The organism is Pseudomonadota bacterium (assembly GCA_039196715.1).
Lineage (GTDB): Bacteria > Pseudomonadota > Gammaproteobacteria > CALCKW01 > CALCKW01 > CALCKW01.
The window spans coordinates 16,327-42,741 of the sequence record JBCCUP010000037.1 but is presented as its reverse complement, the minus strand read 5'-3'; the positions used below and the strand labels follow the sequence as shown (position 1 = coordinate 42,741).

The following is a 26,415-nucleotide window of genomic DNA, read 5'->3' as shown; positions in this document are numbered from 1 at the left end:
GGGACACTGAGTACTTCTTCCTGAAGATCAAAGACGCGTTTCCCGGTAAAGCGCGATGAACCAAACAAAAAACCCGGCGTCTGAACGACGCCGGGCTGAGGCTTGCAGAGGCAAGCGCGTGCCCAACCAGGCACGCGCTGTGAAGCACGCTCAGCGGGGTGCGAATTCGGGGTAGGCTTCGAGGCCGCACTCCGAGATGTCGGCACCGGCATACTCTTCCTCTTCGGAAATGCGCAGCCCGATCACCGCTTTGATCACCAGCCAGGTCACGGTGCTGGCAACGAGCACCCAGCCACCGATGACCACGAGACCGAGAAGCTGGCCGCCGACGGTTGCATCGCCGTTGCTCAGCAGGACCGCGAGAACGCCCCAGATACCGCACACTCCGTGCACCGAGATCGCACCGACCGGGTCGTCGACACGCATCTTGTCAAAGGTCACGATCGAGAACACCACGAGCACGCCACCGGCAGCGCCGATGACCGTCGAGAGCAGCGGCGTCGGCGCGAGCGGCTCGGCCGTGATCGACACCAGGCCTGCGAGGGCGCCGTTGAGCACCATGGTCAGGTCGGCCTTGCGGAACATCATGACCGAGGTGATCAGGGCGGCCACCACACCACCGGCGGCGGCGGCGTTGGTGTTGACGAAGACACGGGCAACGGCGTTGGCCTCACCGACATCAGACACCTTGAGCTCCGAACCCCCGTTGAAACCGAACCAGCCCATCCAGAGGATCAGGGTACCGAGTGTCGCCAGCGGCAGGTTGGCACCCGGAATCGGTGCTATGGAACCGTCTTCCCTGTACTTGCCCTTGCGTGCACCGACCAGCACTGCGCCAGTCAGGGCCGCCATGGCACCGCACATGTGCACCACCGCAGAACCTGCGAAATCCTGGAAACCGGCCGCATCGAGGAAGCCGCCGCCCCACTTCCAGTAGCCCTGAAGCGGGTAGATGAAGCCGCACATGACCACCGCAAACGCGAGGAAGGCGAACAGCTTCATCCGCTCGGCGACCGCGCCGGAGACGATGGACATCGCTGTGGCGACGAACACCACCTGGAAGAAGAAGTCCGAGTAGCCCGAGTAGTAGGTGTCGCCGCCGCTGGCGAGCACGGCCTCGACCGTGTTGTCCTCCGGGATCAGGGAGCCGAAGCCCGGCCAGTAGGCGCTGACGGCCTCGCCCGGGTACATCAGCGCGTAGCCCATGAGCAGGTACATGATCGAGGCGATGGCAAACAGGGCCACGTTCTTGGTGAGGATCTCCGCGGTGTTCTTGCCGCGGATCAGGCCCGCCTCGAGCATGGCGAAGCCGGCGGCCATCCACATGACCAGCACACCCGACACCAGGAAGTAGAAGGTGTCGAGCGCATAGGCGAGTTCAGTTACTGTCGATTCCATGGTCGTCCCCTTTTACAGTGCAGCGTCGGAGGTCTCACCCGTGCGGATGCGCACGGCGGCCTCAAGTGGCAATACGAAGATTTTTCCATCCCCGATGCGGTCGGTGTTCGCCGCGGTCTGGATGGCGGTGACGGCCGCGTCCGCGATGTCGTCGCTGACGGCCACTTCCACTTTCAACTTCGGCAGGAAGTCGACGACGTATTCCGCGCCACGATAGAGCTCGGTGTGGCCCTTCTGGCGACCAAAACCCTTGACGTCGGTGACGGTCATGCCGGTGACACCGATCTCGGCGAGTGCGTCGCGCACGTCGCTTTGCTTGAAGGGCTTGATGATGGCTTGAATCAGCTTCATCTGGTTTTCCTCTGTGAACAGTGCCCGTCAATGTCGCAACCGCTGTGCCAGCCCTTTTTTACTATATATATCAATACTTTATGAGAATTACAGGCGCGTAGAATATGGCTATTTGCACTTATTAAGTGCATGGAGATGATATGGACGCACTTTTTCAGTGCGTTTTTTGGGTCTGCGCTGCTGATGCACCATCTTGGTTCGCCACCCGGTGCGCGAGCCCCCTTCCGACGTGCCACAATGCCGCTGACACCCCCCAGTCATTCAGCCGATGTCTTCTCCGCCCCGCGCTGCCGCAGACCTCGCGGCCCGCTTGCACCGACGGCAGCCGTTGAAGGCCTGGTCGCTCATCATCACTTTCTTCGGCGACAGCGGATTACCGCGAGGCGGGTGTGTGCCGCTGTCGGTGATCGTCGCCGTGCTCGCCGAGTGTGGTGTGGACGCGACAACGGTGCGCACCGCGATCGCGCGCCTTACGCGAGACGGCTGGCTGGTGCGCGAACGCCGGGGACGCCGAAGTGACTACCGGCTCGACTCCCCGGGGTTGTCGACCTTCACCGATGCCGGCGAGCGGATCTACGCGCGCAACCCGCCGGCATTTGCCGAGCGTTGGGCCCTTGCAATCACCACATTGAACGCGGGCAAAGGGCGTAAGCAACTGCGCAGCCTGCTGCGCAATACCGGGTTTGGTGCGCTCGACGACACGGTGTTTCTGCGCCCCGAAAACAGGCCGATGCGCCCACTGCCCGACGCGGAAGGCGTGCATTTTCTGCGCACCGAGACGGCACCTGGCCCCTTGCCACCGGCACTGCTCGAGCGCGCTTTCGACCTGGTTGCACTCGATGCGCTCTACCAACAGTTCATCGCAGACGTCGACCCCTGGCTCGAACCACCTGCCCCCGACGACGGCGCTCAGTGCGCGGCCCTGCGCACCTTGTTGATCCACGCCTACCGACGTGTCGTGCTGCGCGACCCGCAGCTGCCGGATGATCTGGCGCCGACGCTGGTGCACCGCGCAAGGGCCCGCGACACCGCGGCTCGCCTCTACCGCCGCTGGACGCCCCGGAGCGAACACTGGCTGGACAGCGCCACCGACACACCGTGGCTCGCGGACGGTTCAGCCACGGTCTCGGCACGCTTCTAGCGTGACAATTATTAGATTGACGAATTGAAATTTGTCACATAATATTCGCCTGACACCCTCGCCTGATACCAGGAGACAGCGCATGTACTCACAAGGCCTGATTGGTGCCAACGGTGAGACCCACGAGGACGAGGCGTTCCTGGACGCGTTCCAGGCGCGGATCGACAACGAGGAGAAGATCGAAGCCAACGACCCGATGCCAGCGGGATACCGCCGCACCTTGCTCAGGCAGATCAGCCAGCACGCCCATTCCGAGATTGTCGGCATGCTGCCCGAGGGTAACTGGATCACGCGCGCGCCCTCGCTCAAACGCAAGGCCGCGTTGCTCGCCAAGGTCCAGGACGAGGGTGGACATGGCCTGTACCTCTACGCCGCGGCCGAAACCCTGGGCGCCTCGCGCGAATCGCTGATCGACGACATGCTGTCGGGCAAGGCCAAGTACTCGTCGATCTTCAACTACCCCACGTTGAGTTGGGCAGACATCGGCGCGATCGGTTGGTTGGTCGACGGCGCTGCGATCATGAACCAGATTCCGCTGTGCCGGTGCAGTTACGGCCCCTACGCACGCGCCATGATCCGCGTGTGCAAGGAAGAGAGCTTCCACCAGCGCCAGGGCTACGAAATCGTGATGGTGCTGGCCAACGGCTCGGATGAACAACGGGCGATGGCGCAAGACGCACTCAACCGTTGGTGGTGGCCTTCTCTGATGATGTTCGGGCCGCACGACAGCGAATCCGCACACGGCGAGCAATCCATGGCGTGGAAGATCAAGCGGTTCTCCAACGACGATCTGCGCCAGAAGTTTGTCGACGCCACCGTGCCACAAGCCGAGAAACTGGGGCTGACAGTCCCCGACCCGGACCTGTCGTGGAACGCCGAGAAGAACGACGGCGCAGGTGGCTACGACTTCGGGGCAATCGATTGGGATGAGTTCTGGCGAGTGGTCAAAGGTGACGGCATCTGCAACCGCGATCGGCTCGCCGCCCGCCGCAAGACCCACGCAGACGGCGCCTGGGTCAGGGAAGCTGCCGCCGCCTACGCCGAGAAAAACGCCGCACGCGCTGTGGCGCTCGAGGCTGCATCGTGACCACGCCCAACACGCCGCTGTGGGAGGTGTTCATCCGCGCACGACAAGGCCTGCACCACCGCCACGTCGGTTCGGTGCACGCAACTGACGCGACGCTGGCCCTGCAGGCTGCACGCGATGTGTACACCCGTCGCGGTGAAGGCGTCTCGATCTGGGTCGTGCCGGCGGGCGCAATCACGGCCTCCGACCCCGCCGACAAGGACATGCTGTTCGAACCGACGTCGGACAAGATCTACCGCCATCCCACGTTCTACGACATCCCGGACGACGTGGGTCACATGTAATGCAGCAGGCGCTCTTCAACACCCTGATTGCCTGGGCTGACGACCAGCTCGTGCTCGGCCACCGCCTGAGCGAATGGACCGGCAAGGCGCACGCGCTCGAGGAGGAACTCGCGCTTGCCAACATGGGACTCGACCTGGTCGGTCAGGCCCGCAATCTGTATCAGTACGCCGCAGAAGTCGAGGGGCTCGGCCGCGACGAGGACCAGTTGGCGTACCTGCGCACCGAACGCGAATTCCGCAACCTGCTGCTGCTCGAGCGCCCGAACACCGATTTCGCCCACACCGTGCTGCGTCAGTTCTACTACGCCGCTTTCATGCAACGTTACTGGGCTGCCCTCACGCACTCGACCGACCCACAGATTGCCGCAATTGCCGCCAAGGCGACGGTCGAGATGCAATACCACCGGCGCCACAGTGCCGAGTGGGTGGTGCGACTCGGTGACGGCACGGACGAATCCGCGCGCCGCATGGCCGAGGCCGTCGACAGCCTGCACCGGTACACCGACGAACTGTTCGACTGCAACGCCGATTTGAGCGCCTTGGTCGAAGCGGGTGTCGCGGTTGCCCCGAGCACGATTCGCGCGGACTGGCAGGCGGACATCGAATCCGTTTTCACGCGGGCGACCCTTGCGTTGCCCGACGCCGATGTCCCCGGCCAGCGCGGCGGCCGCGCGGGACTGCACACCGAATTTCTCGGATTCCTGCTCGCCGAAATGCAGTACCTGCAGCGCAGCCACCCGGGCCAGACCTGGTAGCCGATGTGAACGTCGCCTCTTTCGACAGCGCCGCCCGCCAACGCGAGGCCTGGGCCGTGGCCGCAGCGGTACCCGACCCGGAAGTGCCCTGTGTCACGGTAGCCGACCTTGGCATACTGCGCGCGGTGCGCGTGGAGGCCGATGGCGCTGTGGTCGCGACCGTTACACCCACCTACTCCGGTTGCCCCGCCACCGCGATGATCGAGGCGATGGTCGCGAGCGCGTTGCGCAAAGCCGGCTACCGGGCTCGCGTCGTCACGCAACTCAGTCCAGCCTGGACCACCGACTGGATCAGCGACGCGGGCCGAGAAAAATTGCGTGCCTATGGCATCGCGCCGCCGGTGGTCCGCACACCCGACCCGGACGCGCTGTTCGATCAGCCCGAGGTCGCATGTCCACGGTGCGCCAGCGTTGACACCGAACAGCTCGCCGCATTCGGCTCGACGCCGTGCAAAGCGCAGTACCGGTGCCGTCGGTGCCACGAACCCTTTGACTATTTCAAGTGCCACCGCCAGTTCGGCTGAACGGCGCCGCCACCGGATCAGACCATGTCAGGTTTTCATACCCTCACAGTCGACAAGGTGCAGCGCGAGACACCCGACGCCGTGTGCGTGAGTCTGGTCGTGCCGGACGCACTGCGAAATACATTCGCCTTTCAGCCCGGTCAATACATCACGCTGCGAGCGGTGCTCGAGGGCGAGGACGTGCGACGCCCGTACTCGATCTGCTCCACACCGGCTGACCGACTGTTGTCCGTCGGCATCAAGGCGGTTCCAGGCGGGCGATTTTCGACCTACGCCAACACCGTGTTGCAAGCGGGCGATGCGCTGGAAGTGATGCAGCCGTTCGGTCATTTCGGTTTCAATCCGGACGCTTCCCGTGCGCGCCACTACGCGTTGTTTGCCGCCGGCTCCGGCATCACACCCGTGCTCTCGATCGCGGCCAGTGTGTTGGCGATCGAACCCGACAGCCGTGTGTCGCTGTTTTACGGCAACCGTGACACCACCTCGGTGATGTTCAGAGACGCGCTGAACGACCTCAAGAACCGCCACCTTGAACGCTTTGATGTCATGCACTTCCTCTCGCGTGAACCCCAGGATGTGGCACTGCACGCCGGTCGTCTCGACGGCGACAAATTGCGCGACGTCATCGACAGCGGTTACCTCGATCCGGCCCAGGTGCACAGCGCGTACCTGTGCGGTCCGGGTGCGTTCATCAGCGGCCTGGAGACCGCGCTTGCCGACGCCGGTCTGACCCCCGATCACATTCACCACGAGCGGTTCACGACCGACAGCCAGGAGGCCGATGGCGACCCGGCCGACGCGCCGACACCGCGCGGTGCAGACGTTCAACAGGGCTGCGAAGTCACCGTGCACCTCGACGGCGCGAGTCGGGTATTCTCGCTCGAGGCCTCCGACGCGAGCGTGCTCGATGCCGCCCGCCGCAACGGTATCGAGTTGCCCTGGTCTTGCAACGGTGGCATGTGTTGCACCTGCCGTTGCAAGCAACTCGGCGGCGACGCCAGCATGCGGGTGAACTACTCGCTCGAGCCGTGGGAAGTGGAAGCCGGCTTTGTGCTCGCGTGCCAACTCGAACCCACGTCCAACCGGCTCGAACTCGATTTCGATGCGACCTGACGCGGCGCAGGTCTACAGCGTTGCCGGCCTGCGACCGGTCGTCGACCCCGGCGGCTACGTGCACCCGACGGCCGTGCTCGTCGGGGACGTGATCATCGGGCCCGAATGCGACATCGGCCCGAACAGTGTGCTGCGCGGCGATTTCGGTCGCGCGCGCCTGAGCCGAGCAGCCCATTTCCAGAAGACCTGTGTCGCGCACAACGTCCCGGGGGAAGACGCGACCGGCGAAGACCACGGTCACATCGGCCACGGCGCCATCCTGCACGGCTGCCACACTGGCGAGAACGCGAACCGACTGGGTCGCGCCAGCCGGGCACCTGATGGTTGGCAACCCGGCCCACGTGGTGCGCGAACTCGACCCCGGTAAGATCGACTGGACGCGGCAGGGCACGCACGGGTACCGCCGGTTGGCCCTGGACGCACCGACCCGCTGGGGGGTGCGCACACCGTTAGTATAAAAACAACCTAGCTGGCCGCGCGACCCGCGCTACGTGTTGCGCCGGACGTCGTATCGGGACTGATTCCGGGTCCCGGCTGACGGTGTTCGGTGCAATCGCCTTCACGCGTTGCATCGCCGCACCGCTCTTCTCTATAGTGGGGCGGTGCCGGCGCAGGCCAGCTCTGGCACCCACGCGTCAGGTTGTGCGACTGCAGTGTGGCTCGAGGCAAACTCGGTGGAGCTGCAAGGGGGCACGGCGCGCCGCTGTCCGCTCGCCGGTTTCGGTGGGAACCCACCACCGCGACCCGAACGTCTTCAAGACACTGAATCAGGAATGGACAGCCACAGATGCTCATTTTCAAGAGACGGGTGGGCGAAACCTTCACGGTGGGAGACAACGTCACGGTGACCGTCGTCGAGGTGCAGAACGGCCGCGTGCGGTTTGCCATCAGCGCGCCAGACCACACCCCGGTGCACCGCGAAGAGCTGCTGTCGCACCGCGCACCAGAGGGCGCGCCACACGAAAAAGGCAGCGACGCCTGAATGCAAACACGCAGCCGAGACTGCGCTGCGCTCTCGGCCCTAGGACGCGACCGGCGTCAGCCAGTCACGGTAGCGCTCGGCGCGACCGCTGACTGCGTCGAAGTAGAGCGTCTGCAAACGCTCGGTGACCGGTCCGCGTCCGCCCGCACCAATGGCGCGGTTGTCGACTTCGCGGATGGGCGTCACTTCCGCTGCGGTGCCAGTGAAGAAACACTCGTCGGCGATGTAGACATCGTCGCGGGTGATGTTGCGCTCAACCAGCTCGATGCCAAGGTCTGCGCAGAAGCGCATGATCGTGCGACGCGTGATGCCGTTGAGCGCCGAGGTGAGCTGCGGCGTGTAGACGACGCCATCCTTGACCAGGAAAAAGTTCTCGCCGCTGCCCTCGGACACGTATCCGTCGACATCGAGCATCAGGGCTTCGTCGTACCCGTCGGTGAGCGCTTCCTGCAGCGCGAGCATCGAGTTGATGTACTGACCGTTTGCCTTGGCGCGGGTCATGCCGATGTTCACATGGTGGCGCGTGTGCGACGAACAGCGGATGCGGATGCCCTTGGTCATGCCATCGTCACCGAGGTAGGCCCCCCAGGGCCAGGCCGCGATGATCACGTGGGTGCTGAGGTTGTCCGCCCGCAAGCCCATGCCCTCTGATCCGTAGAACGCCATGGGACGCAGGTAGCACGCGCCAAGGTTGTTCTCCGCGATCACGCGCACTTGCGCGGCGTCGAGCTCCGCGGCGTCGTAGGGCATGTTCATGCGCAGGATTTTGGCCGAGTCCAGCAGACGCTGGGTGTGGTCGTGCAGTCGGAATATCGCAGGCCCGGAATCGGTGTCGTAGGCACGCACGCCCTCGAACACACCGAGTCCGTAATGCAAGGTGTGCGTCAACACGTGCACCTTCGCTTCCCGCCAGGGCACCATTTCACCGTCGAACCAGATCAGGCCATCGCGATCAGCAAAAGACATTGTTCGTTCCTCAGCCACGGTGTACGTCCGAAGCCATCATGAGTTGTTCCCAGATCGCGCTAACGCGCGCTCTGTGTGCATCCAGGGTATCGGTTCGCATCGCCAGCGGCGAACCACCCTCCAGACTGAGTCGGTGGGCGGTTTCGCGAAAGTACAGGTACGCGTCCGAGAGTTCTGTCGCGGTCCGATGCGTCAGCACACCACACGCCGTCAGGCCGTCCAACAGCCGCACGGTGTCGGTGGTGTCCACCAGGCTCGGCGTCTCAGACGCTGCGCTCAGAACCGCGTATTGAACCATAAACTCGATATCGGCGATACCGCCCTCGCCCTGCTTGAGGTCGACCCGACCGGGGGCCGTGCGCACGAGTTCGGCGACCATGCGCGCCCGCATGTCGAGCACCTCAGCACGCACTGTGTCGCTGTCGCGCGGGCGACACAGCACAGCCCGCCTGAGGCGCTCGAAGCGCGCGCGATCATCCTCACCGCCGACGACTGCGCGGGCACGGATCAGCGCCTGGTGCTCCCAGGTCCGGGCCTTGGCGTGCTGGTACCGGTCGAACGCGTCGAAGCTGCTGACCAACTGGCCGGCGCGCCCATCGGGTCTGAGCCGGTGGTCGGTCTGGTACAGCACACCCGCGGGTGTCAGCGCCGTGAGGAAGTGGCTCAAGCGTTGCACGAAGCGCGCGTAGAACCGGGCGTTGTCGAGTGGCTGGGGACCGTCCGTGCGCTGGTTCGAGCCGGCCGAATCGTGCAGGAACACCAGATCCAGGTCCGACCCGTATCCGAGCTCGAGGCCGCCCAATGTGCCGAAGGCGATCACCGTGATACCGGGGGATCGCCTCGGGTCGCTGTCCCCGCACCGCGGCTGGCCGTGTCGCGCAACCAGGGCCTGCCACACACAGTCGGTCGATACCTGGAGCACCACCTCGGCGAGCAGACTGAGTTGCGTCGACACTTCACCGACCGTGAGCGCGCCGAGTACGTCGGCGATTGCCACGCGCGCGGTGACGCTGTGACGCACCTGCCGGAGCCGATCCATGCGCTGTTCGAGGTCACCGACGGGCACGGCGGCGATACGTTCGGTGAGGTCGGCCAGCAGCGCATCGCGCTCGATCGGCTCGCGCAGCGTGTTGTCAGCCAGCACATCGTCGATCACGATCGGGTTCCGAACGATGTAGTCACTGATCCCGCGGCCGGCCTGGCAGAGTGTCAGGAGCAGGTCGAGTGCCGCCGGGTGGTCGATGAGCAGCTGTGTGTAGGTACCCCGCCCGGCGATACACCGCACCACGTCCAGCGCGCGCTCGAGGGTTTCAGTCGGTCTGTCGACGGAGGCCACCGCATGAATCAAGCGTGGCACCAGGCGATCGAGCCGCGCCTGACTCCGCGCCGAGAGCCGACCGTAGAACGCGCCGGCGCGCAACGCCAACAGGCGTGACGCCACGGCGTCGGCCGCACCGAAGCCGTGTTCAGCCAGGCTGCACACGAGCTCGCCACGATCGGCGTCGGGCGTCCAGAGGGCGTGCACGTCGACGGGCGACGCGTCGTCCGAGTCCATGGCCAACACCCTGCTGAACAGCGTCTGCACGCGCTCGCGCAAGGTGGCGAGGTCGGCCTGCAGCTTGGACCAGTCGCGCCGGCCCAGCGCCAGGACCAGGCGTTGTCGTGTCGCGGTGTCCTCCGGCAGTGTGTGCGTCTGTAGATCGGCGATCATTTGCAGGCGGTTCTCGAGCACGCGCAAGTCGCCGTAAGCCTGCGCCAGAAACGCGTGTTCTTGCGCAGAGATCAGGCCCCGGTCCGCCAGAGCGGCCAACGCCGACATCAACGACTGGCCTTGCAGCCGCAGGTCCTGACCGCCGCGCACCAATTGGATGCTCTGGACGATGAACTCGATTTCACGGATGCCACCCACCCCCCGTTTCAGGCAGTGCTGCCGCCCCCGGCGCGCCGCGTCCGTGGCAATGGCGCGTTTGAGTTCACGCAACGACGCAAGCACGCCGTAATCGAGGTAGCGGCGGTAGACGAATGACCGGATCAGTGACGCCACCTCACGCCGGTCGGCGCTGTCGCCCGTCAACACGCGCGCTTTGACCAGGGCATAGCGCTCCCAGTCGCGGCCCTGGGTCTGGTAGTAGGCCTCGAGGCCATCGAGGCTCATGGCCAGCGGTCCGCTGGCGCCAAAAGGACGCAAGCGCGTGTCCACTCGGAAGACGAAACCCTCGCCAGTCACTGAATGCAACAGGTCGATCGCCTGTTGTGCCACCTTGGTGAAGAACTGGCCGTTGTCCAGCCGTCGTCGCCCGCGCGCGTCCACGCCACGGGTTTCACCCTCCTCGCCAAACACGAAATACACGTCGATGTCGGAGGAGAAATTCAGCTCCCCGCCACCGAGTTTGCCAAGGGCCACCGTGACCAGCCGTTGCGCGCGGCCCCGCTGGTCGAGCGGTTCACCGTGGCGCGAGACCCACGCGGCGTGGCTGTGCGCCACCGCCGCCCCGACCACACTGTCCGCAAACGCCGACAATTCGCGCAGCGTCGCGTGCACGCAGGGCTCGAGATGCAGCAGGTCGCGCCAGGCGATGCGCACCATCTCGCGGCGCCGCAGTCGCCGCAGCGCCGACTTCGCCGACGCGAGGTCGGTGCCCGCTCGCCGCATCGCCTCGTCGACCAGCGCCTGGTAGTCCGCGGCTGTTCGCGCGACGTTGAGCGCCCCGTCGAGCAACGCGGACAGCAGCCCCGGGGTGCTGAGCAGGGCCTGCGAGGCAAATTCGCTGCAGGCAGCAAGGTGCCGCAGCTGCACTCGGAGCTCCGCTGCAGCCTCGTCGTCCGCCAGCTCGCCCCGCGCTACCAGCGCCGCCACCACGCGCTCGCCCCGCTCCGCCAACGGCGCCGGTATGGGGGTGCTGCTCAGGGGTGACACGGGCAAGGCGTCCATCGACCACGGGCCCACCACGTCTTTGCGGAACAGCCGTTGTACCATAGGCAGGTCCGATCCCGGTCGATGCCGACACCCCAGCCACGCGCATGCTCACAGCGTCTCCAGAGCCCCAGCCCACGTCGCCTGCTCACCTTGCGTTCGACGCCGTCTGCGTGCGGCTCGGCGGGCAGGATATAGTCCGAACGGTCAGTTTCGATTTGTCTGCTGGCGAGATCGGGTGTTTGCTCGGGCCCTCGGGTTGCGGCAAGACCACGATCCTGCGCGCCATTGCCGGGCTCGAGCGTATCGATGCCGGATCCATCCAACTGGGCGGGGAGGAACTCTGCAGCGCCTCGCGGCACGTGCCCACCGAGCTACGCGGTGTCGGTATGGTGTTCCAGGATCTGGCGCTGTTCCCGCACCTCGACATCACCGCCAACATCGGCTTCAGTCTGGCCGCACAGCCGCGCAATGCGCGAAAGGCACGTGTCGAGCAGCTGCTCCGGTTGATCGACCTGCCCAACGCCGGAAAGCGCTTTCCGCACGAGCTGTCAGGCGGCCAGCAGCAGCGGGTCGCACTCGCGCGGGCCATCGCCAACCGACCGGCCTTGCTGCTGATGGATGAACCCTTCAGTGGCCAGGACGCCGAGCGACGGGAAATGCTCGCGCGGGATGTGCGAGACCTCCTCAAGCTCGAGGGCATCACCGCATTGGTGGTCACCCACGATCAACTCGAAGCCTTTGCGATTGCCGACACCATCGGCGTGATGAATGCCGGCCAGATCGCACAGTGGGACGTTGCCTACACGCTCTACCACGAACCCGCCGACCGCTTCGTTGCAAACTTCATCGGCGAGGGCGTGTTGCTCTGTGGCAGCGTGATGAACGCGCACGCGTTGATGACCGAACTCGGCGAAATTCCGCTGCAGACACCCTCGCCTTTCGAGGTCAACACGCCGATCGAGCTGCTGGTGCGACCGGATGACGTGGTGCTGGACGAGCGGTCGGCGTACACGGGCGACGTGGTCGAACGCAAATTCCGCGGCTCCGAACACCTCTACACCGTGCGCTTGCCCGGCAGCACACGCGTGCTGTGCGCCGCGCCGAGTCACCTCGATCGTCGGGTGGGTGAGCAGATCGGCGTGCGACTGGCGCTCGATCACCTCGTCGTGTTTCGCCGCGACGCGACGCTGGAAGCGCCGGTCTGACGCCGTCAGCGCGGCGCCGCCACCCTGTCGGAATCGCAGTCGCTGCGCCCGGGTTCGTCCTCAGCGCTCGGACCACCCGACTGCCGAGCAACCACCGCCCCGTTGCGCTCACCACAGGCCCACACCTCCGCCACGTCCTGTTGCAACGCAGCCGTGGGCGGCCCGACAACCACCGCAGGCGCCGGGCCCTGGGACAGCATCAGCCAACCGAGCAGCGCCAGCACGGCACTGTACGGCAGGCCACGGCTGACACGCCGCGTCACCCAAGCCACCTGCGACGCAATCCGAGCAATGCCAACGCACTCAGCAGCAACCACGACAGCGCACCCGAACTCGCGTTGTCGGCGCCCGTGCCCAGGCTGCCGATTTGCACCGGATAGACGAAGGTGCGTGCATCGCGCCCGTCAGACACGGTGGCGCGGATCACCGCCGAGCCGGCGGTGGCCACGCGGCCGCGAATCACACCGCTCGCGGCGTCGAAGCTCAACCCGGCCGGCAAACCCGCGACCTGGTAGCTGAGTCTGTCGCCGTCGAGGTCCTGGCCATTGAGGCTGATGTCGACGGCCTCGTTGACACCCAGTGTGAGCGCACCCGAGCTGGCCAGGGTCGGTGGCGTGTTGTCGTCGCCGTCCAACACCGTGTCGAAGTCGCGGTCAACACCGACCCGAGACTCGGTGCCGGCCATCACGAGGGTCACGGTCAGACTGCCGGCGCTGCTGGCGTCCACCAGCTGATCAACCGTCACGGCGACGGCGCCCGCGCGGTCGGGGACGAAACCCGTGCCGGCGTCGTACCGGTACCCGAACCACCGTGTGCCGTCGTGGCGCTTGGCCACGAGCGCCAGGTGCGGGTGACTGGCGTAGCCGACCAGCGTGTTGATCCGCTGCCGGTCGGCCAACGAGGGCGTACCGCGAACCGTGTGCTGGCGTCCGAGCGCCGCGTGGCTGTCCTGTCGCAACTGGGTCACGGCCAGGCCATTGTCCGGTCCGTCGAACGCCAGCAGGGCGGCGAGGATGTCGGCGTCCGGTACGGCCGCCATCAGGCTGTCGGCGCCATCGTGAAAAAAACCGAATCCGCTGGTTGACAGGTTGCCGTCGTCAGCGTTGAAACCGAGGCGCTTGTAGAACTGCACGAAGTCCGGCGGGATCACACTCTGACCCAACGCGTTCGATTGCACGTCGCTGCGACTGAGGTTGTTGCTGTGGCAGCCGATGCAGGCGTTCAGTTTCTGTCGGCCCAACACGGCGTCACCGGTCGCCGCCACCGGATTGTCCGGCAACAGCACACTGCCGGGCAGGCTGTTGTTTTCGTTGCGCCAGGGGCTAGGCGGAAAATGCACACCGGACAGGAAGTCTTCGAACTCGCCGATCTCAAGGCCATTGATCGGGGTCGCGGCTTGCAAATTAGTGAAGGTTTGCAAGAAGTCGCGAAGCTCGCTGCGATCGCCACGCCAGTGCATGTTGGGGTGGCGAATGGTGTCGAGCAGCGGCTGGGTGCGCATCGCACTCTTCATCGCGTGGTGCAACACACTGTTCTCGCCATCGGGCTTTCCGAGGTCCCAAACCAGGCGGTCGGTGCGACCGTCAACGTGGCAACTCGCACAGGCGAGGTGACCGTGACCCGAGCCCTTGTGCGTGTCGTAGAGGTGTGGCCTGCCAAGTCGAATGGACTCGTGCGTCGGGTCGAGAAACGCGGTGGTGCTGCGCTCCGCCAGCGGCTCCAGGGTGAATTCGGTGACGGTACCGTCGAAGCGATTGAGCGCAAAACCACGCCCCTGATCGGCAAGAAGTGCAAGTCCGGTCGGGCCCTGCCCAAGCGCGAGTTGGCCCAGGCGCTGACCGTTGAGGTCGAGCACCACGAGGTTGTTGGACCCCATCCCGGCCACGTACATCCGGTCGCCGCTCGGGTGCCACTTGACCGCCCGCGGGTCGCCGATGCTTTGTTGGCGCAGCACCTCGCTCGACGACGACCGCGTGTAGTCGATGTGGGGGTTCAAGTCGAAATTCTGACTCGGTTGCCCGGGCGTGAAGCGCGCGAACTCGACCCGCGCAAACACACCATTGAGGTTCGGTTCGAAGCGCCGGTGGTTGTCCGAATCGATGCCTACCGCCGTCACATCGCCAGTGACCGGGTTCGCGTCCAACGCCATCAGCATGGTCATCAAGCCGGTCTGGTAGTTATCGATGCCGAGTGTGGTTGCGTTGATCACCACCACGTCACGGTCCGGCAGGCGCCACGCGGTGCCGCGGCCGCTCGCGACAGCTCCCGCACCGGTCAAGAACCCGCGCCAGTCATTGCCGGCGTCGTCACGCCAGGCGCCGTCGGCTGTACCCTGCACGATCAGCGTGCTGAACCCCGGGTTGCCCGCGGTGAGTGGCGGCGAGAACTGACTGCCCTGATTCGGGACGGGATTGACCCCGCCCGTGGGGGTATCCACGCGGCTCACGACGTTCTCGGTACCGGGCACCGCACCGCTCGTGACCGGCCCGGGTCGGCCGCTGAGCACGGTGGTGTTGCTGCCGCTGAAGAACGACGACGCGTACACGCGCAGCCCGTCCGGACTGACGGCGAGTGCGCGGGGTTCCTCGAAACCGGCGTCGATACGACGCGGTGCCGTGTCGAGATCGGCGAGGTCGTACACTTCGATCTGGTTGGCGTCGGCGATGCTCACGAAGGCGCGGCCACGTGCGGTCGAGAACACGACATCGGCCGGTTCGTTGCCGGTTGTCAGCGTGCGGACTACGTCGCCGGTGTCGAGGTCGACCACGCTGATGCTGTCGCTGATTCGATTGACGACCCAGGCTTCGCTGTTGCTGCGCGCCCGCACGCTGACCGGGTCCAGCCCGACCGGCACACTCAGACGTTGAGAGAGACCGAGGGCCGAGACCGAGAACACTTCGAGCCGGTGCCCGGCCGTGTTCACGGCAAGCAGTTGGCGGCCATCGGGTGTGAGATCGAGCGGGTGGCCGTGCGGGCTTTCGAAATTGACGGTGCCGGCGAGCACGCGCACCCGGTGCCCGAAGGCGTCGCCTGGGTCGACAGCCGGCGCAGTGGTGCAGCGCGCCATCAGGGCGTTGTTGTCGATCAGGTCTTGAAGGTCGCCCGTGTCGTGGTCGATCTCCATCAAACTCTCGAACAGTGCCCCGCTGCACTCGGGCAGATCGTTGACGAACCGACCGGGTGGAATCACCGCGTTCGCCAGCTGACTGGCCACAGCGAGTCCGAGCACACCGAGTGTGATCAACGCCTTGTGCAATCGAGTCACCCCCGAGCACACCCAAGCCATAAAACTCCCCTCGACGCGCTGTCGCGCACTGGGCCACAAAAAAAGCGCGGACCAGCCGCGCTTTTTCTGTAGGCCCTGCCTCAGGGCATGGCGTTCTCAGTCGCGACGAGTCCACTCCGCCAGTCGTGCGCGCAACCGTACCATGGCTTGGCCATGAATTTGACACACCCGGGATTCACTGACCCCGAGAATCTCACCGATCTCTCTGAGATTGAGTTCGTCGTCGTAGTAGAGAGACATCACCAGGCTTTCGCGCTCCGGTAAGTTCTTGATCGTCTCTGCGAGCGCTTTCTTGAATGCGCCGTCGACGAAGGACTCCTCCGGGCTGTCGACATCTGCCTGCGGCAAGGCAATGGTCTCGCCGGTGTTCTCGTCCGGCTGATCGAAGCTGAACACACGGGCCGACGTGGATTCACTCAGGATCTGGTGGTAGTCCGACAGCGAGATACCCATGGTCTCGGCCACCTCGGCGTCGCTCGCATCGCGGCCACCCTCCTGCTCGATCTTGCGCAACGCCTCGGCTGCCTCGCGTGATTTGCGGTGCACCGACCGCGGGGTCCAGTCGGACCGACGAATCTCATCGAGCATGGCACCGCGGATGCGGATGCCGGCATAGGTTTCGAAGCTGGCGCCCTGCTTGGGATCGTAGTGCTTTGCAGCCTCGATCAACCCGATCATGCCAGCCTGAATCAGGTCCTCGGCCTGCACGCTCGGCGGCAGCCGATTCATCATGTGGAATGCGATGCGCTTGACCAGATTGGCGTTCTTGGTTACGAGGTCTTCGTTGTCCAGACTCTTGATCTGGGTGTACATTGCGTGCGCATTCATACCGCGTTGGCCCCATTGGCACTGTGACGGACCAGCCGCTCGACGAAGAACTCGAGGTCACCTCGGGGGTGTTGCGGCAGTGACAGTGCATCCATTTTTTTAGCTAGTTTTGCAATCGCCGTGGCGGCGCGACTTCGTGGGTACGCTTCGATAACCGGCCGCTGCTGTCGCACCGCACGCTCCAATTGCGTGTCGTGTGGCACGACGGACACCAGTTCGAGGCGAACCGACAGAAACTTGTTTGCGACCCGTTGCAAACGGTGAAACACTTCGCGCCCCTGCTGAACCGAGTCAACTCTGTTGGCAACAACCAAGAAGTGTTCCAGACCGTGTTCGCGGTTGAGTACCTTGATCGTGGCGTAGGCGTCGGTAATGGATGCCGGGTCGTCACAGACCATGACGAGCACGTGTCGTGATGCAGCACACAGCAGGCCGACCGATTCACCCACGCCCGCAGCGGTGTCGATGACCATGACGTCAAGCTGTTGGGTCAGGTCGCTGAAGGCCCGTACCAGACCTGCGTTCTCAGCCGTGCCCAGTTGCGCCAGCAGGCGGTTTCCGGAGGCGGCTGGCACCACCTGGAGCCCTGCAGGGCCGGGGGTGACAATCTCCGCAAGCGTGCGTTCCCCACGCAGCACGTGACCGAGGTTGAACCGCGGTTGCAAATTGAGCAGCACATCCACGTTGGCCAAACCGAGATCCGCATCGACGAGCAGGGTCTTGCGCCCGCCCTTGGCGAGTGCAACGGCAAGGTTTGCCGCCAGGTTGGTCTTGCCGATACCGCCTTTGCCGCCGGTTACCGCGATTACCTTGACGGGTTTGTCGAGGCGCAGCGACGCAGCGTCGTGGCAGTCGTCTGCCCAACCGGACAGGTCTACGCCGAAGGCCTTCACTGTGCTCCCCCGTAACGCGCCACCAGCGCCGGCTCGGACAGCGAGCTGGCTGCTTCACGCGCCGCCGGTGCCTGCTCGCACCGCTGTATCAGATGTTCCGTTTCCACTCGCTCTATGTCGTCCGGTATACGTGACCCGGCACTCACGGCCGCGATCGGCAATTGATGTTCGATCACTGTCGAAAACACGCTGCCGAGCTCGCGTGCTTCGTCCAATTTGGTCAGGATGGTGGCGACCGGCAGACTGCGTCCCAGGGCACCCAACAACTCCAGACTGCTGCCGGCCGAGGCGTTGGCCGCCATGACCAGGTAGTGCTGCATGGCGATCTCGGCGCGCTCGGCGATGTCGGCAAGCTCGAGCGCAAGCGCGCGGTTTCGGCTGCCATTGCCGGTGTCGATCAGCACGCGCGCATAGCGGTCGCGCAGATCGCGCAACAACGGGTCGAGCTCCTCGAGCGTGTTGACCGTGTGCACGGGCATGCCCAGCACGTTGGCAAACGCCCCCAGGCTGGCGTTGCCGCCCACCCGCTCGGTGTCCGTGCTGACCAGCACCACCGACTCGGTGCCCTCGGCCAACGCGAATTGGGACGCAATCTTCACGACCGTGCTGGTCTTGCCAACACCGGATCCTCCGAACACCGCGGAGACACCAGGGTCGCTCAGGGGGTTGCAGTCAGACACCGGCAGGCGCGCCGCAAGCCAGTGGCGTGCGAGCTGCCAGTTGGTATCGGGGTCGGCCTGCAGCGACAGCGCCTGGCTGACGCGTTGCGACAGCGGTGCGTGGAAACCCAGGGCGTGGAGGTCACGCAACAGCGCCACGCTGGCGGGACTGCGTTCGACCTGCGCCTGCCAGCCCATGATCGCGAGTTGCTGCGACATGAGTTGCCGAAGCCGTTTCAACTCCGCGTGCACCTCGGACGTCTGTGCGGGCGTGGCCGACGGGGCCGCGGCCACGCTCGGCGCCGTGGGCACGGCATCGGACGCGGGCGCTTCAGCACTGACCGCGTCGACCGGCGCCGATGTCGTGGGCGCGGTCTCAGCAGATCGCCCGACCGCGCGCGAGGACGCCGCGGCCTCAGCCCGCGCCATCGCCAGGCGCTGCTCGAAGCTTGGCACATCGGCCTCGGCATCGGCCGAGCTCGGTGTGTCGTTCGGGGTTGTGCTGCGCTCTGCGCTCAAGCCGGACGCGAACGCACGTCGCGCCGCTTTGGCCGACTCGAGCAGCTGCGCGGCACGCACAACCGTGCGGTTGGCATCGGCCTTGTCAGCGCTGGTGGCGGCGGTTATCTCGCTTTCGAGCTCGGCGATGGTGCCGCCGCGGCTGGTCCGTTCGGGCCGCGCGGCGCGGGGGGCGGGCGCTGCGGCCGACGGGACGTCGTTGGCATCAACGTCGATTGCCGACACCACTTCGATGCCGCCGGCAACCGTCCGCTTGCTCAGGATGACCGCCTCGGGGCCATGCGTGTCGCGGATGATTTGCATCGCCGCGCGCATGTCTGCTGCCACCGTACGCTTGATCTTCATGCCGCGCTCATCACCCGGTTGGCCCAACGTGGGCGGTGTGCCCGTTGCGTGTCAGAGGGTCACCCCCCGACACTCGCAACGATTTCTACATTCCACTCGTCGGGAATCTCATTGAACGCCAGCACGTTGACCGAACGCACCGCCTGCCGGAGCAAACGGGCCAGCACGGGCCGGAGGGCCGGTGCCACAGCCAACACCGTGGGCGCACCACGGGATTCCTGAGTTTCGGCGACAGTGCGGAGCTGCTGATACAGGTGTTCAGCCAAGCCCGGCTCCAGACCCGTGCCTGGCTGACCGTCGCCACCCTGTACTTTCAGCAACATCTGTTCCATGGCCGGCGTCAGCGTCACGATAGGCAAATCTCCCCTTTTATCAGACACTTGCTGGACAATCAGGCGACCTAGACCTTCGCGGACATGGGCAAGCAACGCCGTCGGATCTTTGGCGAGTTGCGTGTTGGCGCTCAGGATCTCGGTAATCGTGCGCATGTCGCGGATCGGCACAGACTCCTCGAGCAGGCTTTGCAGCACACGCACCACGACGGACAGCGGCACCTCGTCGGGCACCAACCCGTCGACAAGGCGCGGCGCCGATTCGGCGAGTTTGTCGAGCAACTGCTGCGCTTCATCGTGGCCGAGCAACTTGTGGGCGTTCTCCTTGAGCAACTTGCTGAGGTGGGTTGCCACGACCGTGCTGGCGTCCACCACGGTGTAGCCACGCACCTGCGCGAGATCCCGTTGGTCGTCGTCGATCCACACGGCAGGCAAGCCAAAGGCCGGGTCCTCGCCGACGATGCCGTCGAGTTCGCCGTACACCGTGCCGGGGTTGATCGCGAGGTGCTTGCCGGGGTGGATCTCGGCCTCCCCGACCGCGACGCCAAGTACGGATATCCGATAAGCGTTTGGCGCCAGGCCGAGGTTGTCGGCGATGTGCACCGGCTGGACCAGAAACCCGAGTTCCTGCGAGAGCTTCTTTCGAACCCCTTTGATGCGGTTCATCAACTGCCCACCCTGGGCCTTGTCCACCAGTGGAATCAGCCCGTAGCCCACTTCGAGGCCGACCACATCAACCGCTTTCACGTCGTCCCACGACAGATCGCGCGACTCCACAGCGTCGCCGTCGGCCGGGGCATCCACCGGCGTTTCGCTCACCGCCGGCACGCGGGTCCGTTTGTAGTGCAACCAACCGGCCCCGGCGGCGGCGAGCACGCCGAGACTCAGAAAGGCGAAATTGGGCATGCCGGGCACCACACCGACCCCCAGCAGGATGGCCGCGGTCACGATCAGCGGACGCGGGTTGTCGAAGAGCTGGCCGACCATCTGCTTGCCCATGTCACCCGACTTCGACACCCGAGTGATGATCACCGCGGCAGCGGTCGAGAGCACGAGCGAGGGAATTTGTGCCACCAGGCCATCGCCGATGGTCAACAGCACGTAGTTCTCGACTGCGGTGCCGAAATCGAGCCCGTGTTGCAAGGTGCCAATGAACAGGCCACCGATGATGTTGATGAACAGAATCACGATGCCGGCAATGGCATCACCGCGCACGAACTTGCTCGAGCCGTCCATCGCGCCGTAGAACTCCGCCTCCGCGGCGACCTCGACACGTCGGGTGCGCGCTTCCTCCTGGTTGATCAACCCGGCGTTCAGGTCCGCGTCGATGGCCATCTGCTTGCCGGGCAACGCATCGAGCGTGAACCGCGCTGACACCTCCGAGATCCGGCCTGCACCCTTGGTCACCACCACGAAGTTGATGATGACGAGGATCGCGAAAACCACCAGACCCACGGCGTAGTTGCCACCGATCACGAAGTTGCCGAAGGACTCGATGACCTTGCCGGCTGCCTGGGAACCACTGTGTCCCTCGAGCAGTACCACCCGGGTCGAGGCGATGTTCAACGCCAGGCGCATCAGGGTTGCAACCAGCAGGACGGTTGGGAAGGCGCCGAACTCGAGCGGGCGCATCACGTAGACAACCACCAGCAGGATGATCAGCGAGAACGCGATGTTGAACGTGAAGAACAGGTCCAGCGCGAACGGCGGCAACGGCATCACCATCATTGCGAGGATAGCGACGACCAGGATCGGCGCCCCCAGCCCCTGCCCCACGGTGGTCGCGGTTTCGCGCCAGGGTACGTTCGGCATCGCGAGATTCAGGTTTCCAAGTTTCACGTGTTCACACCAGGCGGTTCAAACGGGTCCAGAAAACCATCGGGGATTTCCGGGTTCGGCGGTTTGGGTAGCGGATCGCCATTGCGACGCGCGTTGCGCAGGTTCACCACAAAGGCCAGCACTTGCGCGACGGCGACGTAGAGCGCGCCGGGGATCGCGGCCATCAGCGGTGTCGTGTAGTAGACCGCCCGTGCCAGCGGCGGTGCACTCACGATCGGTACACGGTGTTGCTTGGCGATGTCCCGAATCCGCTCGGCTACCAGATCGGTGCCCTTCGCCACGACGACCGGTGCATCCATGGTCTTGGGCTTGTATTTCAATGCGACGGCGAAGTGCGTCGGGTTGGTGATGATCACGTCGGCCTTGGGCACTTCGGTCATCATGCGCGCACGGGCAAACTCGCTTTGCAACTGGCGAACCCGTTGTTTTACTTCGGGGCGGCCTTCGGTCTCTTTCGACTCGTCCTTGACCTCCTGCAAGGTCATACGTTGTTGCTGTGTGAACTGCCAGACCTGAAACGGGGCATCAATGGCGGCGACCGCGATCAGCCCGGCTGACAGTGCAGCAAAGGACAGCAACAGCAACTCGGCACTCTGCACCAGGGCCGCGCGCAGCGGCAGGTCGCCCATTGCAAGGATCTCGTCGCGGTAGACAAGGAACAGCACGTAGAAAATCGCACCGACCAGGCCGACTTTCAGAATCGACTTGAGCAACTCCATCGCCGACCGAGCCGAGAACATCCGCTTGATGCCGGCGAGCGGGCTGACGCGTTCGAACTTCGGCGACATGGCCTGCAGGCTGAAGGACCAGCCACCGAGCAGGATCGGCGAGAACAGCGCAACCACCAGCATGATGATCATGAGCGGCATCAACGCAACGCTGACGTCCATCGTGAAGCGCTTGAGCTGCAGGGCAATGAAGTGCGGCGCCAGCAGATCCCCGCGCTCGACTGAAAAGCTCGCCGACATCAGTCGCAGCAGTTCTTCAATCAGCACCTGTCCGCCAGTCCAGAGCGCGACCGCACCGGCCATCATGATGAACATGGTGTTGAACTCGCGCGAGCGAGGAATCTGACCCTGCTCGCGCGCCTGCCGAAGTTTTCGTTCGGTGGGTTCTTCGGTGCGTTCCTGACCGTTCTCCGATGCCGCCATGTCAGCCCCCGAACAGTGTCCGAACGAGGTCGAGGCTCTGCAGCATCAGCGCGCTGAAGTGCGAGCCAACCATGGGCAACACAAGCATGATTGAGACAAAGCCGCTGAGGATTGTCAGCGGGAATCCCACCGAGAAGATGTTCATTTGCGGTGCCGCCCGGGTCATCACGCCGAGTGCGATGTAGACCAGCAACAGCATCGCAATCACCGGGATCGACAGGAGCGCCGCGCCGACGAACATCTGGCTGGCCCAGGCGGTCAGCGCCCATATCGACTCGAGCGCAACCACCGACTGGCCGACCGGCATCAACTCGAAACTCGACACCATCAACTCGATGACCAGGGTGTGGCCCGAGACACCGAAGAACAGCAGAAAAGCGATGAGCTGCAGAAACTGCGAGACGATGGGCACATTGGTGCCATTGAGCGGGTCGACCATCGACGCAAAGCCCAACCCCATCGCGTTTGCCATCTGTTCACCGGCCATCACGAACACACTGAACAGCAGCGCCAACGCCAAACCCATCGCGAGCCCGATCAGGATCTCGTTCAATGTGATCCACAGACCGGCCGCCGACACCGGATCGATCGGCGTCACGGTGCCCACCAGCGGGGACACCAGCACGGTCAGTGCGGCACTCATGACAATACGCACCCGAACCGGCACCGACCGAGACCCGAAAACAGGGTTGGCCAGCAGCATCGCGCTGATGCGAATGAAGGGCCAGACAATGCCGCCGACCCAGGCGCCCAGCTGCTGCGCATCGAGGTCCACTAGCGACACCCGCTCTGGCACACGCTGAGGCTGTTAGACCGACACATGTCGTCACCCGACCAGCGTGGGTATGGCCAGAAACAGCTCTCGCGTGTAGCTCACGAGCGTGTGAAGCATCCACGGCCCGGCGATGAAGATCGCCACCACCAGCGCCCCGAGCTTGGGGATGAAGCTCAGCGTGGCTTCGTTGATCTGCGTGGCCGCCTGGAAGGTACCGATCAACAGGCCAATCCCGAGTGCCGTGGCGAGAGACGGTGTTGCAATCAGCGTTGCGATCTTCAACGCCTGTTCGCCGATCTCGATAACTTGATCCGGTCCCATCAGGGTGCCACTCCGAAGAAACTGCCAACCAAGGTGCCCGAAATCAGGGCCCACCCGTCAATCAGGACGAACAACATGATCTTGAACGGCAGCGAGATGATCATCGGCGACAGCATCATCATACCCATCGACATGAGCACGCTTGCGACCACCAGATCGATGATCACGAAGGGGATGAACACCAGAAAGCCGATCTGGAACGCCGTCTTGAGTTCGCTCACCACGAAGGCAGGCATCAGGACGGTCAGCGGGGTGTCACGTGGTTCATCAATCGCGTCGATGCCGGCGATGTTGGCAAACAGAGCAACGTCGGTTTCCCGTGTCTGGCGCAGCATGAAGTCCACCAGGGGCGCCTTGCCTTGCTCGAAAGCCTCGGACTCGCTCAACGTGTCATTGAGATACGGCTCGAGTCCCTGTGTGTAGGTTTGCTCGAGCACCGGGGCCATCACGAACAGTGACAGAAACAAGGCGAGACCGAGCAGGATGCTGTTGGACGGCGTTTGCTGCGTCCCCAGCGCCTGGCGCAGGATCGCGAGCACGACGATGATGCGCGTGAAGGACGTCATCGCCAGCACCATCGCCGGCATCAGCGTCAACGCGGTCATCAGCACCAGAATCTGCAGTGACAGGGACCAGGTCTGACCACCGCCGTTGTCGCTCACCGTGAACAACGGCAGCTCCCCCGCGGCGAACGCCGTCGGGCACCCGAACGCGAGCAACACCAGCAGTGCGCGCAACAGCAGATCACGCTGCATCCGAGGCCCCTTTCTGCGGCAGTGCACCCGAACTCACCGCTCGCTTGAGTACAGTGGAAAAGTGCGTGTCCTCGACCGGATCGAAGACGACCGGGTTCTCCAGCACGTGGACGCGTTCAACGCGGCCCGGGGAGACACCGAGCAGGATCTGTTCACCGCCCACCTGAACGAGCACCAGACGCTCGCGCTGACCCAGCGCGAGCGCATCGACAAACGCGATCTGCCGTCCGGCGCCCCGGGGACCGGCACCGGCTCGGCGCAGGAACCAGATGGCCGCAACGATCAGCACGATCAACAACACCAGAGAACCGCCGGTCCGCCAGAGCTGCTCCGCGGACAGGGGATCGGTCGTGCGCACTGCGGTGCTCTCGGCCGCGGCAGCGCTGCCGAGCGTCGCTGCGAGCAGCCACGTCGTCCGAATCAGGGTTTTCACGTCGATCAACGCAGCCGCTTCAGGCGCTCTGCCGGGCTGACAACGTCGGTCAGGCGCACGCCGTACTTGTCATCGACCTGTACCACTTCGCCGTGTGCCACCAGGGTGCCGTTCACCATGACGTCGAGCGGTTCGCCCGCAGCACGGTCCAGCTCGACAATCGATCCCTTGTTCAGCTTGAGCAGCTCTCGAATGGACAGACGCGAGCGCCCGACCTCGAGTGACAGCGACAAGGGCACATCGAGAATGACATCGAGGTTGACGTCGACCTCATCGGCGCTCAGCCCTTCCTCGTTGGCGGCACCGTCGACAAGGTCGGTACCGGGCTCGTCGTCGGCGTCGCCGACATCCAATGCTTCTTCTGACATGCTCAGGCTCCATCAGCCGGGTGTTCCACGCGTGCAGCGCGGTCGTCTTCGAGGCTCAGTCGAGCCGGTTCAGACGGATTGAGTTCGAGGACGCGATCGGCCACGGTTTCGATGCGTACAGCGACGTTGCCGCGCGTCTCCCCGTAGCGGCCTTGCAGAAACAAGGCACCCTCGACCAGGAGATCGACCTGGTCGGGCTCGTTGACCGGTAATATGTCACCGACTTGCAAATTGCCTAGCTTTCTCACCGTGGTGTCTACGGTGGCCAGGCGTGCAATCACGCTGGCTTCAGCCAGCATCAGCTCACGCCGGAAATCCTTGGACCAGTCGGGGCTGGAGTTGAATTCCGTGTCCTCCTGAATGTCCGAGGCCAGCTCGTCCCGAACGGGCTCAAGCATCGCGAGCGGCATCACCACCGCAAACTGGCCCTTGCCGGCACCCTCGAGGGTGACGGTGAATCTCGACACCACGACACGCTCGCTGCGTTCGGTGATCACGACCATGCGCGGATTGGACTCGTGGCCCTGGATGACACCGTGGATGTTCAGCACCTCGGACCAGGCCCGCGCGTACTCGGTGAGCGTCACGTCGACGAGGCTCTGCGCCACACGAATCTCCGTGGGGGTGAACTCGACCATCGACTCGGCGCGTGCATCCGCACCAGACCCGCCAAATAAGGTGTCGACCACGCGGTACAAAAGGTCGGCGGGCACGGCGACGACGCCCTGACCCGGCAAGGGGTCCATGCGCATGACCGTGAACGAGGTCGGCTCGACGCAACCGGCCAGAAACTCGTCGAAGGTCGGGCAGGTGGTCTCGTCGAAGCTGACGTCCACACGGTGGCGCAGAAAGGTGTAGAAGCCTTGCCTGAGTTGAAGCGCGAACTTGGCGTTGACCCGGTCGAGACCGGCCATCTTGAACGCACTGCCACCGCGGTCGGCCAGGTCGATCACTTTTGCCGGCCCCAAGGGCCCGCCGTCGACGTCGTCTGCATCGACGTCCTCGAGCAAGGCGTCGATCTCGTCGTTGCTCAGCAACGCCTCACCCTCACCCGCGTCGTCCGCACCGCCCTCCTCGCCGACGCCCTCGACAGACGCGTCCTCGGCGCCCGCGTCGGTCTCGGCGCCTTCAGGCGCAGCGGCACCGTCAGACTCGGGGGTATCCGGATTTTCTTCTTCGCTCATGCCG

The 26,415-nt window shown here is 64.7% G+C and carries 26 protein-coding genes; 9 read left to right on the top strand and 17 right to left on the bottom strand.

The features are described 5' to 3' along the window. Positions 1 to 150: 150 nt before the first annotated feature. Together AAGA11_13555 and AAGA11_13550 are read right to left on the bottom strand one after the other, a co-directional pair. A complete protein-coding gene (locus tag AAGA11_13555; protein ID MEM9603887.1) occupies positions 151 to 1,398 on the bottom strand; it encodes an ammonium transporter in 1,248 nt (415 codons plus the stop codon). Positions 1,399 to 1,410: 12 nt separating this feature from the next. After that, complete coding sequence (locus AAGA11_13550) at positions 1,411 to 1,749, bottom strand: P-II family nitrogen regulator (GenBank protein ID MEM9603886.1); 339 nt, start codon at positions 1,747 to 1,749, stop codon at positions 1,411 to 1,413. Between the two features lie 268 nt (positions 1,750 to 2,017). On the opposite strand from AAGA11_13550, the gene AAGA11_13545 reads away from it, so the two are divergent. The 8 genes from AAGA11_13545 to AAGA11_13510 all read left to right on the top strand — a co-directional run bounded on the left by AAGA11_13545 (position 2,018) and on the right by AAGA11_13510 (position 7,635). After that, complete coding sequence (locus tag AAGA11_13545; protein ID MEM9603885.1) at positions 2,018 to 2,890, top strand: PaaX family transcriptional regulator C-terminal domain-containing protein; 873 nt, start codon at positions 2,018 to 2,020, stop codon at positions 2,888 to 2,890. Between the two features lie 82 nt (positions 2,891 to 2,972). Beyond that, positions 2,973 to 3,977, top strand: coding sequence for a 1,2-phenylacetyl-CoA epoxidase subunit PaaA (gene paaA / locus AAGA11_13540; GenBank protein MEM9603884.1), 1,005 nt, complete (start codon positions 2,973 to 2,975; stop codon positions 3,975 to 3,977). Continuing rightward, complete coding sequence (gene paaB / locus AAGA11_13535) at positions 3,974 to 4,261, top strand: 1,2-phenylacetyl-CoA epoxidase subunit PaaB (protein ID MEM9603883.1); 288 nt, start codon at positions 3,974 to 3,976, stop codon at positions 4,259 to 4,261. Before paaA ends, paaB begins: the two co-directional genes overlap by 4 nt. Continuing rightward, positions 4,261 to 5,016 (top strand): 1,2-phenylacetyl-CoA epoxidase subunit PaaC, encoded by a 756-nt coding sequence (gene paaC, locus AAGA11_13530; GenBank protein MEM9603882.1) that lies wholly within the window; start codon positions 4,261 to 4,263, stop codon positions 5,014 to 5,016. Before paaB ends, paaC begins: the two co-directional genes overlap by 1 nt. Positions 5,017 to 5,021: 5 nt before the next feature. Continuing rightward, positions 5,022 to 5,540 (top strand): 1,2-phenylacetyl-CoA epoxidase subunit PaaD, encoded by a 519-nt coding sequence (paaD, locus tag AAGA11_13525; protein ID MEM9603881.1) that lies wholly within the window; start codon positions 5,022 to 5,024, stop codon positions 5,538 to 5,540. Positions 5,541 to 5,564: 24 nt separating this feature from the next. Further along, complete coding sequence (gene paaE, locus AAGA11_13520) at positions 5,565 to 6,653, top strand: 1,2-phenylacetyl-CoA epoxidase subunit PaaE (GenBank protein ID MEM9603880.1); 1,089 nt, start codon at positions 5,565 to 5,567, stop codon at positions 6,651 to 6,653. After that, positions 6,643 to 7,020 (top strand): hypothetical protein, encoded by a 378-nt coding sequence (locus tag AAGA11_13515; GenBank protein ID MEM9603879.1) that lies wholly within the window; start codon positions 6,643 to 6,645, stop codon positions 7,018 to 7,020. The genes paaE and AAGA11_13515 overlap by 11 nt, the downstream gene beginning before the upstream one ends. Positions 7,021 to 7,440: 420 nt before the next feature. Then, positions 7,441 to 7,635: a carbon storage regulator gene (locus AAGA11_13510; GenBank protein ID MEM9603878.1), complete on the top strand. Its 195-nt coding sequence runs from the start codon at positions 7,441 to 7,443 to the stop codon at positions 7,633 to 7,635. A gap of 39 nt (positions 7,636 to 7,674) precedes the next feature. On the opposite strand, the gene AAGA11_13505 is transcribed toward AAGA11_13510, so the two are convergent. Then, complete coding sequence (locus AAGA11_13505; GenBank protein MEM9603877.1) at positions 7,675 to 8,601, bottom strand: branched-chain amino acid transaminase; 927 nt, start codon at positions 8,599 to 8,601, stop codon at positions 7,675 to 7,677. A gap of 10 nt (positions 8,602 to 8,611) precedes the next feature. Continuing rightward, positions 8,612 to 11,578, bottom strand: a complete 2,967-nt coding sequence (gene glnE, locus AAGA11_13500) for a bifunctional [glutamate--ammonia ligase]-adenylyl-L-tyrosine phosphorylase/[glutamate--ammonia-ligase] adenylyltransferase (GenBank protein ID MEM9603876.1) — start codon at positions 11,576 to 11,578, stop codon at positions 8,612 to 8,614. A 44-nt stretch (positions 11,579 to 11,622) separates the two neighbouring features. Here glnE and AAGA11_13495 point away from each other — a divergent pair, with 44 nt between their 5' ends. Continuing rightward, a complete protein-coding gene (locus tag AAGA11_13495) occupies positions 11,623 to 12,723 on the top strand; it encodes an ABC transporter ATP-binding protein (protein MEM9603875.1) in 1,101 nt (366 codons plus the stop codon). Between the two features lie 5 nt (positions 12,724 to 12,728). On the opposite strand, the gene AAGA11_13490 is transcribed toward AAGA11_13495, so the two are convergent. The 13 genes from AAGA11_13490 to AAGA11_13430 form a co-directional block, all read right to left on the bottom strand. Next, positions 12,729 to 12,986: a hypothetical protein gene (locus AAGA11_13490; GenBank protein MEM9603874.1), complete on the bottom strand. Its 258-nt coding sequence runs from the start codon at positions 12,984 to 12,986 to the stop codon at positions 12,729 to 12,731. After that, positions 12,983 to 15,988 (bottom strand): putative Ig domain-containing protein, encoded by a 3,006-nt coding sequence (locus AAGA11_13485; GenBank protein ID MEM9603873.1) that lies wholly within the window; start codon positions 15,986 to 15,988, stop codon positions 12,983 to 12,985. Before AAGA11_13485 ends, AAGA11_13490 begins: the two co-directional genes overlap by 4 nt. Positions 15,989 to 16,105: 117 nt before the next feature. Beyond that, entirely contained in the window at positions 16,106 to 16,837 is a 732-nt protein-coding gene (locus AAGA11_13480; GenBank protein ID MEM9603872.1) for an RNA polymerase sigma factor FliA, read from the bottom strand. Next, positions 16,834 to 17,670, bottom strand: a complete 837-nt coding sequence (locus AAGA11_13475; protein ID MEM9603871.1) for a P-loop NTPase — start codon at positions 17,668 to 17,670, stop codon at positions 16,834 to 16,836. The genes AAGA11_13480 and AAGA11_13475 overlap by 4 nt, the downstream gene beginning before the upstream one ends. A gap of 56 nt (positions 17,671 to 17,726) precedes the next feature. After that, positions 17,727 to 19,253: a flagellar biosynthesis protein FlhF gene (gene flhF, locus AAGA11_13470; GenBank protein MEM9603870.1), complete on the bottom strand. Its 1,527-nt coding sequence runs from the start codon at positions 19,251 to 19,253 to the stop codon at positions 17,727 to 17,729. A 59-nt stretch (positions 19,254 to 19,312) separates the two neighbouring features. Further along, positions 19,313 to 21,397 (bottom strand): flagellar biosynthesis protein FlhA, encoded by a 2,085-nt coding sequence (flhA, locus tag AAGA11_13465; GenBank protein ID MEM9603869.1) that lies wholly within the window; start codon positions 21,395 to 21,397, stop codon positions 19,313 to 19,315. A gap of 23 nt (positions 21,398 to 21,420) precedes the next feature. Further along, positions 21,421 to 22,575, bottom strand: coding sequence for a flagellar biosynthesis protein FlhB (gene flhB / locus AAGA11_13460; protein MEM9603868.1), 1,155 nt, complete (start codon positions 22,573 to 22,575; stop codon positions 21,421 to 21,423). A 1-nt stretch (position 22,576) separates the two neighbouring features. Next, on the bottom strand, positions 22,577 to 23,350 hold the full coding sequence (fliR, locus tag AAGA11_13455; GenBank protein MEM9603867.1) for a flagellar biosynthetic protein FliR: 774 nt from the start codon (positions 23,348 to 23,350) through the stop codon (positions 22,577 to 22,579). Between the two features lie 51 nt (positions 23,351 to 23,401). Beyond that, positions 23,402 to 23,671 carry a flagellar biosynthesis protein FliQ gene (fliQ, locus tag AAGA11_13450; protein MEM9603866.1) on the bottom strand — a complete coding sequence of 90 codons (270 nt, stop codon included), beginning with the start codon at positions 23,669 to 23,671 and terminating at the stop codon, positions 23,402 to 23,404. Continuing rightward, positions 23,671 to 24,426, bottom strand: a complete 756-nt coding sequence (gene fliP / locus AAGA11_13445; protein ID MEM9603865.1) for a flagellar type III secretion system pore protein FliP — start codon at positions 24,424 to 24,426, stop codon at positions 23,671 to 23,673. Before fliP ends, fliQ begins: the two co-directional genes overlap by 1 nt. Next, positions 24,416 to 24,859, bottom strand: coding sequence for a flagellar biosynthetic protein FliO (fliO, locus tag AAGA11_13440; protein ID MEM9603864.1), 444 nt, complete (start codon positions 24,857 to 24,859; stop codon positions 24,416 to 24,418). Before fliO ends, fliP begins: the two co-directional genes overlap by 11 nt. 5 nt (positions 24,860 to 24,864) lie before the next feature. Then, positions 24,865 to 25,227, bottom strand: a complete 363-nt coding sequence (fliN, locus tag AAGA11_13435) for a flagellar motor switch protein FliN (GenBank protein MEM9603863.1) — start codon at positions 25,225 to 25,227, stop codon at positions 24,865 to 24,867. A 2-nt stretch (positions 25,228 to 25,229) separates the two neighbouring features. Then, positions 25,230 to 26,411, bottom strand: coding sequence for a FliM/FliN family flagellar motor switch protein (locus AAGA11_13430; GenBank protein MEM9603862.1), 1,182 nt, complete (start codon positions 26,409 to 26,411; stop codon positions 25,230 to 25,232). Positions 26,412 to 26,415 lie beyond the last annotated feature (4 nt).